Consider the following 14,293-nt stretch of genomic DNA (forward strand, 5'->3'; position numbering starts at 1 on the left):
TCGCCGGCGTCGCCGTGGGTGCCGGGTTGCGCGGATGTCGTAGAACGTCGCTCTCACGAGTGACGTTCTACGACATTGTCTGTCGTATCCCGCAGGTGCTCGTCGACGGGAGTCGTGGTGGCCGCCAACCATCGAGCGCTCATTGACACGTAGGGCTGGTGGCGGCCCAGTCGGCGAGATTGGGGTCATTGCACAGCGCGTCGTCGGTGTCGCCGCCGCCCACGGCTCCCTCGTCTTGGATGCCGTCGCCGTCGCGATCGAGATTCGAGGGCAGCCCCGAACCCTGCGTGGGCGGCGCAACGGTCTCCGTCGGCGTCTGCGTCGCGACCGGTGGCGGCGCCACCGTCTCGGTGACCGGCGCAGGACTTGGTGGCGGCGCGCTACTCGTGCTCGAGGTGGCCGACGATGACGGCGTCGAGGAGTAGGCCGACGACGAACTGGGTGCTCCCGGTTCATCGTTCGTCGCGCATCCGGGGATCAGCAGAATTCCGATCGCGGAGAGGGTGACAAGTAGGGATGCACGCTTCATGCCGGAAGCGTATCGCGTGGTCGTGTGCGGTTTTCGGATCGAGCGGGTGCGCAGGTCACGCGTTCGCGCTCGACGTCGGCAAACGTCTCGCTCACGGGTGACGTTCTACGACATCTTTGGCCGTGGATCACCTTGGGGCGCATCATCCGAACCCGGCGGGTGACCTACGCGATGCCGGGGTCGCGATCCTGGTCCGAAGAACTTGCTGATCGACCCTTCGGCGGCGCCGGTTCCAGTCCCGCGGCGATCAATGCCCATCGAGGGGCTGGCCTCTTGCCCATCTTCGCGGCAGCAATGGCGGCCAGCGCGATGAGTTCCTGTTCACGCGGATCGCTTCCGCGTTTGCTGTAGTCGGCGGTCATCGAATTCAGTCCTCTTCGCTGCTGTTCTCTGATGGTACGCCGAGGTCATCGGCATTCACGGCCTCTGTGGTGATGCCGCCGATCAGCTCACTGACCAGGGGTCGCTCGCTGGCCGTCATCAGCCGCGACACGGCCAGAATGGCGATCACCCGCCACCCATCGCGCGGCTGGTCGCGGTTCGTGCCGTACGTGGCCTCCATCGCCCACTCGAATCGCGGCCACCACTCGCGGCAGTTGTCCGCGCGCTGCGTCTGCGTCATCGTCACGATCACACTGATGGCAGCGACCAGTCCGACGATGAGCGTGAACCAGGCTTGCCGGCTTGGACCGGTGGCACCACCGTCACCCAAATGTTGAGCGTCGGCCGGCGCTCGGAGTGGACAACCACCCGGTACTCCACCGTTGCCGGCCGCGGTGATGCCCCCTTCGACACGCCCATGCCCCGACGACCACGGTGACATAGGGTTTCTGTGGTGTGAACGCTTGGTCGTGGGGTGCACGGCGCCCACGGTGGGCCGAGGGAGTTCGAGGTGGTGGAGGAATCGGTGACGGGTCCAGCGGAAACGCCGGAAGAGATCGACGCGGCCGAGTCGTCGGTGACACCGGTCCGTCGTCCGCCGACCCTCGACCCGATCCGCGCGCTCATCCCGCACACGGTGAGCACCCCCGCGGCCACCGCCGTCAGCGACGGGCACACCGTGCTGTCGTATGCGCAGCTCGCGGCACGTGCCCGACGCCTGGCCATCGACCTCGGCAAGGGTGGCATCCGCTACGGCGACCGCGTCGCCCTACGCCTGCCCCGTAGCGCCGACACCGTCGTCGCGATGGTCGGCGTGCTGATGGCCGGCGCCGCCTACATCCCGCTCGACCCAGACCACGACTCCGACGCTGACTCGGACTCCGGCGATGATGGCCCGGCCGCCGGACCGGTCGCGACGATCAGCGCCGGGCTCACCATCGACTGGCACCGCGACCACGCCGGCGCACCCCAGCCGGGCGACGCCTACCTGCTGCCCGTCGCCGGCACCGACCGCTGGGTCGGGGTCACCCGCGCGAACCTCACCGCCATGCTCGGTGCCGGTCTCGACGTCGTGGCCGCCGGCCCCGCCGACGTGTGGAGTTGGGCGCATCCGCTCACCGCGCTGCAGTCGGCGTGGGAGGTGTTCGGCGCACTGGCCTCCGGTGGGCGGGTGGTGGTGATCGACGACGCCGCCGCGGCCGACCCGACGCTGCTCGTCGCCGCCCTCGACACCTACGCCGTCACCATCGTCACCCAGACCCCGACGGAGATGACCGGCCTCACCGACCCGGCCGCCGCGGCAGCCATCGCCACCGACCTGCCCGCCCTGCGATGCATCGTCACCGGCGGCGATCCCACACCCATCGCGCACGCCGACTGGTTCGCCGCCCACCCCTACCTGCGGCTCGTCGCGCTGCGCGGTCACGCCGAAACCGGTGGGTGGTCGGTGGGCGGGGAGGTCGACCCGGCTGCCGACACCGGTGTGTTGGGGTCGATGCTCGACGGGATCGACTGGTCGGTCCGTGACGCCGAGGGTCGTGTGGTGTCGCCGGGGGAGAGCGGCGAACTGTATCTCTCCGGAGTGCAACTGGCACGGGGATATTGGGGTGACCCGGCACAGACCGCCGCCCGATTCGTCGCCGACCCCGAGCAGATCGGCGGCCGCATGTTCCGCACCGGGGAGATCGTCGCCGTCGACCAGAACGGGCGGGTGGTGGAGCCTGGGGGTGCGGGCGCTGGTGCTGACGTCGACGACGTCGACGTCAGCGCGCCCGAGAGCGCTGTCAACGGAGCCGAGGGCGCTGTCGACGTCGCAGAGAGCGCTGTCAACGCGGACGAGGGCGCTGTCAACGGGGACGAGGGCGCTGTCGACGGAGGCGAGAGCGCTGTCGACGGGGACGAGGGCGCTGTCGACGTCGGAACGAGTGCTGTCAACGGAGACGAGGGCGCTGTCGAGGCGGTAGTCGACGAACCTGCCGTCGATGGATCTGTCGTTGACGAGCCCGATCCGGCTGACGTTGCTGTCGCTGTCGCCGACGACGCTCCTGCCGAGCCGGAGACCGTGCACGCCGATGACACCTCCGAACATGATGCGCTGCTGCGGTTCTGGGCGGAGACCCTCGACGGGTATCCCGGCGACTTCGGTCTCGTCGACCGTCGGCCGGCCGACCGCAAACCCTCGGCCGGGGTCATCTCCCGCACCATCACCGAGGGTCTCGTCGGACTCATCGACCGCACCGCCCGTCGCCACGACGCCACCGTCGTTCATATCTTGCATGCGGCAACGGCTTTCGCTCTCAGCGTGCACACCGGCCGTGACGACATCGCCGTCGTCACCCCCATCGGACCGGGTGAGGGTGACGCCGAACCGGCAACGGTGGTGTTGCGCAACAGATTTCCCCGATCACTGACCGTTGGACAGATGATCGACGCGGTTCGTGATGCCGACGTCGCCGCCGCCGACCACGCGCAGATCGACCTCGCCGACATCGTCGAGCACCTCGACCTGCCCGTTGCCGCGGAAACGCGCCCGGTGACTCAGGTGCAGTTCGCCGTCGGCGACACCGTCGAGGCGAATGCCCACGGATACGACCTGCGGGTCGTCGTCGACCCGAACTCGGAGAACCGTCAGATCCACCTGGTGTATCCGCTGGATCTGTTCTCCCACAAGCCTATCGAGCTGCTGGCCGCCCGCATCGGGCAGGCGTTGCGCGTGCTCACCGGCGATCCGGGTGAGCCGGTGCAGTCGCGGATGCTGCTCACCCGCGCAGAGCAGGCGTTCATCGCGACGCGGGCCGGGGCTGCCCCGGATGACGCGGACCCGCCGCTGTTGTCCGAGCTGTTCGAGACCGCGGTGCGTCGTTTTCCGAACCTCATCGCCGTCGATGACGGCTACCGCACGTTGACATTCGACGAACTCGACTGGTGGGTGTCGGCGACGGCCCGGCGCCTCACCGACAAGGGGGTGGGCGCCGGTGATCGGGTGGCGTTGCTGATCGAACGGTCCACCGAATGGGTGGTCGCCTTCTGGGCCGTGGGGCGCGTCGGGGCGACGTGCGTGATGGTCGACGGTGCCGCGGAGACGGAGGATCTGGCCGGGGTGCTCGAGGCGTGCGCGACGCCCTTTGCGCTGACCCGCAGCGACATTCCGCCGCTGCCCGCCAAACCGGTTGCCGCGTCACATGATCCGTGGGTTTCGCCCGATGCGTTGGCATACGTCGTGGTCCGCTCTGTTGACCGTGGTGACGGATTCGTTGCGGAGAGTGTCGGAGTGACCCATCGCGGGTTGCATCGCCTGGCGCGTATCGGTGGCGTCGACGTCCTCGACCGGGTGGCGTTGACCACCGGCCCTGACTCGGACCTGTCGGTGCTGAGCCTGATCCTCGCCGCGGTCGGCGGTGCGCCCGTCGTCGTCGCTCCGGCCGCCCGCGACGACAGTGAACTCGCCGACTGGCTGCGCGGTGCGCACGCCTCGGTGATCATCGCCAATGCCGCTGTGCTGCAGACGCTTCAGCCCGTCGAGCTGCCCGCGGTGCGGCATGTGCTCGTCACCGGCGATGCGCTGCCCGCCGAGCTGGCCGACGCGTGGTCGGCGACGGCGGTCCTCGACCACATCCGCGGCCCGGAGGAGGCCACCGTCATCGGGACAGTGGTGCGGTATCGGCGCGGCGTCGACCCCGATCTGATCGGAAATCCGTTGGCGGGTATGGGTGCTGTGGTGTTGGGTAGTTCGTTGGAGCCGGGCGCGCCGGGCGCGGTGGGCGAACTGTACTTGGTGGGGACCGGACTGGCCCGCGGCTACGTCGGCGATCCGGCACGCACCGCGTCGCGCTTCGTTGCCGGACCAGGTGGTGGGCGACTGTTCCGCACCGGTCGGCAGGTGCGGTGGGACGTCACCGACGACGGCCCGGGCGCATTGATCGGGGTTCGGGCATCCGACTGAGTGACGGCGCCTGACCTCGGTGATACCTCTGGCCGGGTGAGGAGCCGACCGTGCCATTCCCTCCGCGACACGACCGAGTGATGCCGCGCAGTTCCACCGCGGTGGTCTCGACTCGCCGCTCGACCGACGAGAGGGGCGTGCCCCTCGACCGACGAGGGTCGGCTCGACGACGGGTCGGTCTACCGGACTGGCGGGTCGGTCTACCGGACCGGCGGGGTCGGACTCGGCCGACGGAAACCACAGCATGACTGCCGGAGATGATTCGGGTGATGTTGGGTCCGACGAGTCATGCTGCACGCGTGCGTAGTTGGGCGAAATCCTCTTCGGAAAGGTCTTGGCACTCGTCACGTGGGAGTGCTAATCTGTCGGCACGCAGTGATGGTGAGTGTGGTGCCGTCAACCTGGCGGCATCCCTGGACATAGGAGGTGTTTGCTGTGCTGCGTGTCGATCCTTTTGCTGCTGTTGATGACTGGGCAAGGGGCGTGTTGGCCGGGGAGCCGGTTGCTACCCGGCGTACTCCCCGGTTCATGCCCATCGACGTGTTCAAGGTCGATGATCACTATTCGCTGGTCGCGGACCTACCCGGTGCAGATCCCGGTTCGATCGACCTGAGTGTCGACAACGGAGTGCTCACGTTGTCGGCACACCGCAGTGCTCGGTCCGACGACGGAGTGCAATGGCTGGCCAGCGAACGATTCTCGGGTACCTACCGCCGTCAGATCACCCTCGGTGACGGCGTCGACCCGGCCAGGATTTCGGCCGCCTACGACAATGGTGTGCTGACCGTGACCATTCCGGTGGCCGAGCAGGCCAAACCCCGCAAGATCGAGATCGGCCATTCCGGGGCAGGGCGCCAGGAGATCACCGCCGGGGCGGGCTGAGGGCCCATCGACTTCCGTTTCCATGAGACGTGAGTTGATCAGTAGAGGTTATGGACATGACGGATTGCCTCGATGTGGTTGTCACGCAAGGACTTCCTGAGATTCTGGAGCCGGAGGAGGCCTGGCTGGCCGCCGAGATCGACGCACTGTTTGCCGCTGCCCACCAACGCCGATGCCGTTGCGTCGCACGGTCCAGAACGACAACAGCGTTCGGTCGTGCGGCTCGGCGGCGGATCGGTGGCACCGAGAATCCCGACGGTGATGGCGGCGGACGGCGGCCGTCGTCGCGCGGTGGTCGGCAGCGCGCACCGCCTAGTCGGTGGTGGATGCCGGACGCCCAAGCCCGTGGAATCGACCGATAGTGGGAGGAGGTGATCGGTGTCGCCGCGTGAAAGCCGGTGACACAGGAAGATTCCGATCGCACAGTGATATCTCGAAGGTCAGGTGAGGTGGTTCCGGGTCGTCGGGAACCGAGAACCCCTCCCTGCCAGAGGTATTCGTTAACGAGTACGGCCTTAGTCGAAAGGTGGGATTCATATGCCAGTCGATCGCTTGCGTGCCTGGGTTGATTCCGACGTGGCGGACGTTGTGGAGCAATGTCTGTCGGTCGATCCGGCCGATGCCGACATCAGCGAGCCCGACATCGACAGCGTGACCGTCGAAGCCGCCGACGCCGACCTGGCCGAACAGGCTCTGCCGGTCGGGTCCGACGACCCGGACGAGTACCGGGACCGCCGTGGATAGTCGATGGTGCGGTTGTCACTGACCAGGGATGCGCGCGGGGGATGTCCCGCGCTCGGGCCGGCGGATACGCCCCCCGTGCCTTGCGGCGGCTCGACTGGCGGAATGAGTGAACCAGCCGGTCACGATCCCGTACTTCGGGCTGAACAGATAGACGAGGGTGAACAAGATGCCCTGTGTCAGAACGACCATGCCGCCGGGTGAGGTGTCCTGATAGTAGGAGATGTAGAGGCCGACGACGCCGCTGACGACTGCGGCGGCTGGGGCGACGATCAGCATCCGGGGGAGCCGGTCGGTCAGCAGATGTGCGGTGGCGCCGGGGATGATGAGCATGGCCACCACCAGGACGATGCCGACCACCTGCAGCGCGGTGACGGCGGTCAGGGCCAGCAGCCCGAGAAGTGTGGCGCCCAGGACTCGTGGGCTCAGGCCGATGGCGAAGGCGTGCGTGGAATCGAAGGCGTACAAGGTGAAGTCGCGTCGTTTGGCGAGCAGGACGACCGCGACGATGCCGCCGAGGATCGCGATCTGCAGCAGGTCGCTTCGGGAGACGCCGAGGAGGTTGCCGAAGATGATGTGGTTGAGATCGGTCTGACTCGGAGTCACCGAGATCAGCACCAAGCCCAACGCGAACAGCGTCGTGAACACGATGCCGATCGCGGCGTCCTCCTTGACACGGCCACGGTCGCGGACCGCGCCGATCAACCCGACGGCGAGGAATCCGAAGATGATGGCGCCCAACGCGAAGGGGGCGCCGAGGATGTAGGCGAGGACGACGCCGGGCAGCACCGCGTGCGAGACCGCGTCGCCCATCAGCGACCAGCCGATGAGCACCAACCAGCACGACAGCAGTGCACACACCACCGATGCGATGATCGTCGCGGACAGCGCGCGGGTCATGAATCCGTAGGCGAACGGGTCGACGAGCAGGTCGATCATCGTCCCTCCCCGGTGACCGGCGCGTCGTCCAGCGGATCGAGTCCGAAAGCGCGAATGAGGTTGTCCGGGGCGATGACTCGCTCCGGCGTGTCATGCACCAGCACCCGGCGCATCAGCAACACGGCCTGATCGGCCAACTGCGGCAGCGCCTGCAGGTCATGGGTGGACACCAGCACGGTGGCGCCGTCGTCGGCGAGTTCCCGCAGGAGCGCGATGATGGTGGCCTCGGTGCGTTTGTCGACACCGGCAAACGGCTCATCGAGGAGCAGAATGGACGCCTTGCGCGATACCGCGGGCGACGAACGCCCGTTTGCGTTGCCCACCGGACAATTGGCCAATCTGTCGGTCGGCGAACTCGGTGAGCTCGACGCGGCGCAGCGCCTCGTCGACCGCCTCGTGATCGCGCCGGCGGGGACGCCGGGTGAACCCGAGATGTCCGTAACGGCCGGTCATCACGACCTCACGCACCGAGATGGGGAAGGACCAGTCGATGTCCTCGGATTGCGGTACGTAGCTGACGATTCCGCCGCGGCGGGCCCGCGCCGGGGTGCGACCGTCGATGAGCACGCCACCGGATTGCGGGGTGATCAGACCCATGATCATCTTGAACAGCGAGGATTTGCCTGAGCCGTTCATCCCGACGAGACCGCACACGGTGCCGGCGTGAAGCCGCAGGGTGGTGTCGTGCAGGGCGAGGACGTCGCCGTAGCGGACGGTCAAGTCGTCGACGTCGATGGCGTAGCCGGTGTCGGTGGCGGTCATGACGCGGGTGCGGTTCCGGTGAGGCCGGTGACGATGGTGGTGACGTCATGGCGGATGAGGTCGAGGTAGGTGGGCACCGGGCCGTCGGCCTCGGACAACGAGTCGACGTAGAGGGTGCCGCCGAAGCGGGCGCCGGTGGCCGAGACCACCTGCTGCATCGGCTTGTCCGACACCGTCGACTCGCAGAACACCGCCGGAATGCCCTGCTCGCGAACGACATCGATGACACCGGCGACCTGTTGCGGGGTCGCTTGGGATTCGGCGTTGACCGGCCACAGGTAGTGCTCGGTGAGGCCGGCGTCGCGGGCGAGGTAGGAGAACGCGCCCTCGCAGGTGACCAGGGCGCGCTCGTTGGCCGGCAGTTCCTGCAGCGCGGCGACGAGGTCGTCCTGGACGCCGTCGAGTTGCTGCTTGTAGGCGGCGGCGTTGGCCCGGTAGGTCTCCGCACCATCGGGATCGAGGTCGGTGAACGCGGTCACCAGGTTGTCGACGTAGATCCCGACGTTCACCGGACTCATCCAGGCGTGCGGATTCGGTTTGCCCGCGTACGCGTCGGAGGCGATGGGGATCGGGTCGGCACCGGCGCTGACTACGACGTGCGGGACGTCGAGATCCTCGACGAACTGGCCGAACCACGCCTCGAGGTTGAGGCCGTTGTCGACGATCAACGACGCCGTCGACGCGGTGCGGACGTCGGCGGGGGTGGGTTCGTAGCCGTGGATCTCCGCGCCCGGTTTGGTGATCGACTCCACCCGCAGGCGATCACCGGCGACGTTGGCGGAGATGTCGGCGAGCACGGTGAACGTGGTGAGCACGACGAGTTTGTCGCCGTCGGCGCCGGAGGTGCCCGAGCATCCGGTCACCGTCCACGCGGCCATCAGCGCGGCGGTCAGAAGTGTCAACACTCGAAGACCATGTTTGGGCATGCCTACATCATAAGTTCGGTGACCCGTATTCGTGCAAGCCCGGCGAAACCGACCGGTGTGACGGCTTTGCTCGACCAATTGTTCGCGTTGCGAGATCAAATGCCGGAGTTGTGCTGCAGCGGTGCGCAGGTGCCCGTAATGTCCCTTGCGGCAACGGTGTTGCCATCGTGCGTGTCGAGGTGGCGCGTCACAGCTGAGTTGGGGGAAGCCGGAAAGGGTCCTCCGCCATGCCAATTCGCTGGTCTCATCGCGTGCGGCGTCGGGTGCTGGTGTCGTCGATCGCGGCGTGCACCGCGGCGGCGATGACGGTCGGCGTGACGAGTCATGCGTGGGCCGTCGACCCCGACCGGCTGCGTGACGGTTGCGTCTGGCGCACCGCCGAGGAGCAGGCCCAGCACGTGCAGACCTGCACCTTCTACTCAGAATCGTTGGGGCGCAACGTCGTCGTGCAGGTCCGCGCCTCCGACAACGAAGCCGACGAGACCGAACAGGCCGTCTACTTCCTCGACGGACTCGGCGCGAACCCGGAGTACAGCACGTGGTCGACCGCCGACGCGGGTGCGGTGTCGTCGTATTCCACCGGCACCAATCTGGTGATGCCCGCCGGTGGTGCCGGTGAATGGATGACCGACTGGCAACAGGCACCCACCGGCGGCGACACCGCGCTGCAGTGGGACGGGTTCGTCGGTACTGAGCTCCCCGCGTACCTGGCGACGAACTTCGACGTCTCGACGTCGAACAACGCGATCGTCGGGGTGTCGATGTCGGGGGCGCCCGCGGTGATCCTCGGGCTGAATCATCCCGAGGTGTTCACCGTCATCCGCTCCTACTCCGGCTACTACCAGACCGCCAATCCCATTGGCTGGATAGCGATTCCACTCATCCAGATCGCCCGCGCCGACATCACCAACGGGCTCTGGGCGATGTGGGGACTGCCGCTGGCGTCCGGCAACACCTGGGACGACAACGATGTGCCGCAACGGATCGCCGAGGCGAAGGCCAACGGGCAGACCGTCATCATCTCCACCGGCACCGGTATCCCCACCGAGCGCGAACTGTCGACGGCGTGGACGTTGATCCAGCAGGTCGCGCAGGAGACGCCGGAACTGCTGCCGGTCCTGCTGCCGGCTGCGGTGCAGGGCCTGGCGTTGGGGATCGTGCTGGAGGTCGGGGCGCTCGTGTCGACGGCGCTCCTGCAAGGCTTCGCCATCCTCCAGGAACTGCCGATCTCGTTCAGCTACGCCAACGGTGGTCACAACTGGATCGCGTGGGCCGCCGACGAGGACAACGACGCCCAGGAGATCGAGGAGGCGATGGCGGCGGCTGCTGCAGCGTCGACGACGGCGCGCAGCGTCGTGGCCGTCGGTGACGAGGTGGTCGGGGACGAGGCGGTCGGGGACGAGGCGGCGGGTGATGCTTCGGGTGTCGAGACCGCGACCTCGGTCTCACCCTCGGCCACCGCGGTACCGTCCGTACCCACCTCCGAGGCGGCCACGACGACGAGCGCGGCGAGTACGACCAGCGAGGAAGCGGTCGAGTCCAGTGCCGAGGCGTCCGAGCCGGCGACGGTCACCGAGTCGCCCGGAGCCGGCGCGTCGACCTCAGAGGAGGCCGCCACGTCGGCGGAGTCCGGTGTGCCCGCCGTCGAGGCGTCGGAGTGATTGTGGACAGCTCAGGGCTGTGCGGCTGTCGATTCGGGGTCAGCGTCGAGCACGATCGCGACGTGTACACCGACCTTGTCGGCGAGGGTGACCAGGGCGTCGAGGCTGAACTTGGAGACGCGTCCATTCATGAGTTCGGAAACGCGAGGTTGGGTGATACCGAGGTTAGTGGCGGTGACGGTCTGCGACCAGCCGAAGGTTGTGATGCGTTCACGCACGGCCCGCATCAGCGCGGCGCGGACGCGCATGTTCTCGGCCTCGGCGGGGGTGTCCATGATGTCGTCCCAGACGCTCATTGGTTCTCCTGGGGGTTACGGTGACGGGCGATTTCACGAGCCTCGGCGTAGCGCCGTTTGCCGGTGTCGAGATCGCGTTGCGTCCCCATTCGATGGGTGCTTCGGATTTCTGGTTCCGCGACACGCCACGATCGTATATCGATACCAGTATATCCGTCGACGAGGCTACCACTCGCCAGGCTTGTTGCGCAGGCGGTCGCGGCCGTCCGGTGACCAAGCAGTCGGGGACGAGGCGGTCGGTGATGCTTTGGCTTCCGACCCACCACCAGGCTGCTGACCCGACAGGTGCACAGCCCATTGAAACTGATCGCGGAACGTCACGCTATGGAGTGACGTTCCGCGACGTTCTCGGTCGTGGTGGGTTCAGGCTGCGGCGACCGCCAGAGCGTTGCGAACGGTCTTGATGACGTAGTCGGGATCTTCGATGAGGTCCTTCCAGGTGAAATGCAGGACGTTCCACCCGACATCGGACAGGTCATTGTTGCGACGCCTGTCATGCTGAAACTGGTGGGCGTCGTTGGCGTGAGAGGCGATGCCGTCGATCTCGACGGCGACCTTCTGTTCGGGAAATGCGAAGTCGATCTTGTACTGAAGCTCAGGTAGACCTGCGATCCACCCGGTGATGCCGGCGCGCTTGAAGATGCGGACCGTTTCGCGCTCGGCAGCCGATCGTGCCCCGGACCCGATTCCGAGCAGGATCTTTCGCAGATGCTCGACGTCGCGGGAGCCTCGTCGTCGATCAACCGCGGCGCGGAGCTGCTCCTCGGTCACTTTCTCCCGGAGAAGTGCTGAGTCGACGACCTCCATGCCGGCTTCCAGCACCGACAACGCCAGCGACGTCACCCTGAGGCCGCAGTTGATGACCACGTCGTCGGCGGGGAGCTGACGATGACGGATGATCGCGCCAGGAACGCAGGCCTGATAGCGAGGGGGCACGGTGATCGCAATTTGGCTGGGGCACTTGTCCGTTGCGCCCCACCACCACGCGGCGGCGTGACCGCACACGACGGCCTTTCCGCCGGCGCGATGCGCGGTCATCCGGACACGCGTACGCATGGTGAGGGGATGTGCAGCGACGCGGTGGATGCCACGACCTACGGGCAGGAGGTCGCCGATGCGGACGAGTCGGTGAACGGCGGCCCGGTTGATTCCGCGGGAACGAAAGTCGTCGGCGACCAGGACACCGTCGTGTTCGAGAGCGAGGCTGCGCAGGGAAGCGGGGAGAGTCATGCGAAGTTGGACGCGGGGGAGGGCCTCGCGGTTCCATCGATTGGCTGGGGTGTTCACAGATGTCGTAGAACGTCACGCCATAGGGTGACGTTCTACGACGTTTGGCCGAACCGCTCGCGTAGTGCCCGTCGATCAACCTTGCCCGGGCCGCGGACGGGGAGTTCATCGACGACGAAGATCTCACGCGGTGCGGCGTAGCGGTCGAGGCGGGTTGCGACGAGATCGCGGATGCGTTGGGTGTCAACGGTTTCCGATGCGACGATCACCGCGGCCACCTTCTCGCCCAGGCGGTCATCGGGGAGGCCGACGACGGCGCATTCGCTCACTGCCGGGTCGGTGACGATGATGGCCTCGACGACCTGCGGGACGATGGTCAGCCCGCCGGAGGAGATGGCCTCGTCGGCGCGGCCGATGATGCGCAGGGTGTTGTCGTCGATGCGGCCGAGATCATCGGTGCGGAAGGTGGCCATCCGCTGGGCTGTCGGGTTGCGGTGGTCTCGACTCGCGGCTCGCCCTGGGGGGCTCGCCGCGGCTCGACCGGCGGGAGGAGAGGCTCGGCCGGCGGGGGGAGCGGCTCGGCCGGCGGGGCTCGCCGCGGCTCGACCGGCGGGGGGAGGGGGAGATGCTGGAAACGCCGGATGCTCCGGCAGCAGGCGGTATCCGTGGGCCACCATCGGGCCGGTGATGACGACGCGGCCGACACCATCGGGATTCTCGTCGAGCAGTGAAAGGTGCACGCCGTCAAGGGGAATGCCGTCGTAGACGCAACCCCCGGCGGTCTCGCTCATGCCGTAGGTGCGGATGATGGGGATGCCGGCGTCGAGGGCCTTGCGCAGCAACGGTTCCGGCGTCGCGGCACCGCCGACGAGCAGCGCGTCGACCTTGGCGAGAGCTGTTGTGGCGCGCGGATGTTCGAGCACCTTCACAAGCTGGGTGGGCACCAGCGAGGTGTATCGCCGCGGACCGTCGAAGCGTTCGAGGGCGTCGGCGAAGGCGTCGGGATCGAAGCCGAGGCTCAGGTCGAGGACGTCAGGGGTGAAGCCCGCGGCCAGGGCGCGTAACAGCACCTGCAGGCCGGCGATGTGGTGCGGCGGCAGCGCGAGCAGCCAATTGCCTTCTCCGCCGAGGTGTGTGGCGGTTGCGGCGGCCGATGCGGCGAGCGTGGCGGGCGTGTGCTGCGAACCCTTGGGCGTGCCGGTGCTGCCGGAGGTGGCGATCACCAGCGACACCTCGTCGTCGATCGGGGTGCCGATGGCGAAGGCGTCATGCAGGAGTTGCGTGGTGCGCGGGTCGTCGGCGGGGACCGGCGCGAACGCCGAAGTTCCGTCGAGGATGGCGCGCAGGTCGTCGAGGCGGTCGAGGACGGCGAGGCCCGGTGGGAGCGGGAGGGGTTGCAGGGGCCTCAGGGCTGGTCCTCGGGGTTGTCGGTGGTTTCGTCATCGGTGGGTGGGTTGGGTGCGTCGGTGCGGTGGTCTCGAGGCTCGTCGCTAGCGCTCCTCGCACCTCGACCAGCGGGAGGGGATGAGCCAGCGGGAGGGGACGGCGGACCGTCGGAAGGGGCGCCTCGACCAGCGGAAGGGTTGGAGGGGGATGAGCCGGCCGGAGGGGAGGGGTCCGGAGGCGCCAACGGGGCGTCGTCGAAGGGGAAGCCGTGCTCTTCGAGGTAGTGCTGCACGCGGGAGACGTCGTCGTCGTGGGGGAGTTCGTGGGTGACGGCGGTGATCTTGACGCCGGCGTCGATCTTGGAGATCGGTTCGGGGGGCGGCGCGGCCTCGGAGATCAGTTCGCCGGAGACGTGCTCGACCTCTTCTTCGGACAGTTGCCTGCGCAGGATGGCGAGCAGCGGGTTGTAGTCGCGTTCGGGGACACCGTGGGGATACCCGGCACGCAGCCAGTCGATGATCCGCCCCACCAACGGTCGATCGGCCACGAGTGACCACCTCTCTTCATCGGACGAATCCCGACTGCCCCCTGTCGCGATTGTAGGGGCCACGACGGTGATC

At 67.6% G+C, this 14,293-nt stretch carries 13 protein-coding genes and 1 pseudogene; 4 read left to right on the forward strand and 10 right to left on the reverse strand.

Annotation, left to right across the window (positions count from 1 at the left end; translation table 11 throughout):
* Positions 1 to 139: 139 nt before the first annotated feature.
* From ABLE94_RS00845 to ABLE94_RS00855, 3 genes are all read right to left on the reverse strand, one after another.
* The gene (locus tag ABLE94_RS00845) at positions 140 to 529 is read right to left on the reverse strand and encodes a hypothetical protein (protein ID WP_348807783.1); all 390 of its coding nucleotides are present in this window, start codon (positions 527 to 529) and stop codon (positions 140 to 142) included.
* Positions 530 to 693: 164 nt separating this feature from the next.
* On the reverse strand, positions 694 to 891 hold the full coding sequence (locus ABLE94_RS00850; RefSeq protein ID WP_348807784.1) for a hypothetical protein: 198 nt from the start codon (positions 889 to 891) through the stop codon (positions 694 to 696).
* Between the two features lie 5 nt (positions 892 to 896).
* Entirely contained in the window at positions 897 to 1,241 is a 345-nt protein-coding gene (locus ABLE94_RS00855) for a hypothetical protein (protein WP_348807785.1), read from the reverse strand.
* A 195-nt stretch (positions 1,242 to 1,436) separates the two neighbouring features.
* Between ABLE94_RS00855 and ABLE94_RS00860 the strand changes: the two genes are divergently transcribed.
* The 3 genes from ABLE94_RS00860 to ABLE94_RS00870 all read left to right on the forward strand — a co-directional run bounded on the left by ABLE94_RS00860 (position 1,437) and on the right by ABLE94_RS00870 (position 6,479).
* Positions 1,437 to 4,853, forward strand: a complete 3,417-nt coding sequence (locus ABLE94_RS00860) for an AMP-binding protein (protein WP_348807786.1) — start codon at positions 1,437 to 1,439, stop codon at positions 4,851 to 4,853.
* Positions 4,854 to 5,288: 435 nt separating this feature from the next.
* Positions 5,289 to 5,735, forward strand: a complete 447-nt coding sequence (locus ABLE94_RS00865; protein WP_348805012.1) for an Hsp20/alpha crystallin family protein — start codon at positions 5,289 to 5,291, stop codon at positions 5,733 to 5,735.
* Positions 5,736 to 6,272: 537 nt separating this feature from the next.
* A complete protein-coding gene (locus tag ABLE94_RS00870; protein WP_348807787.1) occupies positions 6,273 to 6,479 on the forward strand; it encodes a hypothetical protein in 207 nt (68 codons plus the stop codon).
* A gap of 15 nt (positions 6,480 to 6,494) precedes the next feature.
* Here the strand turns inward: ABLE94_RS00870 and ABLE94_RS00875 are convergent, their stop codons facing one another.
* The 3 genes and pseudogenes from ABLE94_RS00875 to ABLE94_RS00885 form a co-directional block, all read right to left on the reverse strand.
* Positions 6,495 to 7,415, reverse strand: coding sequence for a metal ABC transporter permease (locus ABLE94_RS00875; protein ID WP_348805010.1), 921 nt, complete (start codon positions 7,413 to 7,415; stop codon positions 6,495 to 6,497).
* Positions 7,412 to 8,177 (reverse strand): annotated as a pseudogene (locus tag ABLE94_RS00880) (metal ABC transporter ATP-binding protein). Before ABLE94_RS00880 ends, ABLE94_RS00875 begins: the two are co-directional and overlap by 4 nt.
* Entirely contained in the window at positions 8,174 to 9,103 is a 930-nt protein-coding gene (locus ABLE94_RS00885) for a metal ABC transporter substrate-binding protein (protein WP_425476106.1), read from the reverse strand. Before ABLE94_RS00885 ends, ABLE94_RS00880 begins: the two are co-directional and overlap by 4 nt.
* A gap of 227 nt (positions 9,104 to 9,330) precedes the next feature.
* Here ABLE94_RS00885 and ABLE94_RS00890 point away from each other — a divergent pair, with 227 nt between their 5' ends.
* Positions 9,331 to 10,764 (forward strand): alpha/beta hydrolase, encoded by a 1,434-nt coding sequence (locus ABLE94_RS00890; RefSeq protein WP_348807788.1) that lies wholly within the window; start codon positions 9,331 to 9,333, stop codon positions 10,762 to 10,764.
* Between the two features lie 11 nt (positions 10,765 to 10,775).
* Here ABLE94_RS00890 and ABLE94_RS00895 read toward each other — a convergent pair whose 3' ends face one another.
* The 4 genes from ABLE94_RS00895 to ABLE94_RS00910 all read right to left on the reverse strand — a co-directional run bounded on the left by ABLE94_RS00895 (position 10,776) and on the right by ABLE94_RS00910 (position 14,220).
* The gene (locus ABLE94_RS00895; RefSeq protein WP_348805006.1) at positions 10,776 to 11,060 is read right to left on the reverse strand and encodes a helix-turn-helix domain-containing protein; all 285 of its coding nucleotides are present in this window, start codon (positions 11,058 to 11,060) and stop codon (positions 10,776 to 10,778) included.
* Positions 11,061 to 11,423: 363 nt separating this feature from the next.
* On the reverse strand, positions 11,424 to 12,290 hold the full coding sequence (locus ABLE94_RS00900) for a DUF559 domain-containing protein (RefSeq protein WP_348807789.1): 867 nt from the start codon (positions 12,288 to 12,290) through the stop codon (positions 11,424 to 11,426).
* 92 nt (positions 12,291 to 12,382) lie between these two features.
* Positions 12,383 to 13,696, reverse strand: a complete 1,314-nt coding sequence (locus ABLE94_RS00905; protein ID WP_348807894.1) for an AMP-binding protein — start codon at positions 13,694 to 13,696, stop codon at positions 12,383 to 12,385.
* Positions 13,693 to 14,220, reverse strand: coding sequence for a DUF3349 domain-containing protein (locus ABLE94_RS00910; protein WP_348807790.1), 528 nt, complete (start codon positions 14,218 to 14,220; stop codon positions 13,693 to 13,695). Before ABLE94_RS00910 ends, ABLE94_RS00905 begins: the two co-directional genes overlap by 4 nt.
* Positions 14,221 to 14,293 lie beyond the last annotated feature (73 nt).

Origin of the sequence: Gordonia sp. VNK1 (assembly GCF_040049135.1) — a bacterium.
Classification (GTDB): domain Bacteria; phylum Actinomycetota; class Actinomycetes; order Mycobacteriales; family Mycobacteriaceae; genus Gordonia; species Gordonia oleivorans.

Bases quoted from the DNA above. Each gene is read 5' to 3' on its own strand.
- ABLE94_RS00845 (WP_348807783.1), bottom strand. From the start codon at position 529: ATGAAGCGTGCATCCCTACTTGTCACCCTCTCCGCGATCGGAATTCTG.
- ABLE94_RS00850 (WP_348807784.1), bottom strand. From the start codon at position 891: ATGACCGCCGACTACAGCAAACGCGGAAGCGATCCGCGTGAACAGGAA.
- ABLE94_RS00870 (WP_348807787.1), top strand. From the start codon at position 6,273: ATGCCAGTCGATCGCTTGCGTGCCTGGGTTGATTCCGACGTGGCGGAC.
- ABLE94_RS00875 (WP_348805010.1), bottom strand. From the start codon at position 7,415: ATGATCGACCTGCTCGTCGACCCGTTCGCCTACGGATTCATGACCCGC.
- ABLE94_RS00885 (WP_425476106.1), bottom strand. From the start codon at position 9,103: ATGCCCAAACATGGTCTTCGAGTGTTGACACTTCTGACCGCCGCGCTG.
- ABLE94_RS00890 (WP_348807788.1), top strand. From the start codon at position 9,331: ATGCCAATTCGCTGGTCTCATCGCGTGCGGCGTCGGGTGCTGGTGTCG.
- ABLE94_RS00895 (WP_348805006.1), bottom strand. From the start codon at position 11,060: ATGAGCGTCTGGGACGACATCATGGACACCCCCGCCGAGGCCGAGAAC.
- ABLE94_RS00900 (WP_348807789.1), bottom strand. From the start codon at position 12,290: ATGACTCTCCCCGCTTCCCTGCGCAGCCTCGCTCTCGAACACGACGGT.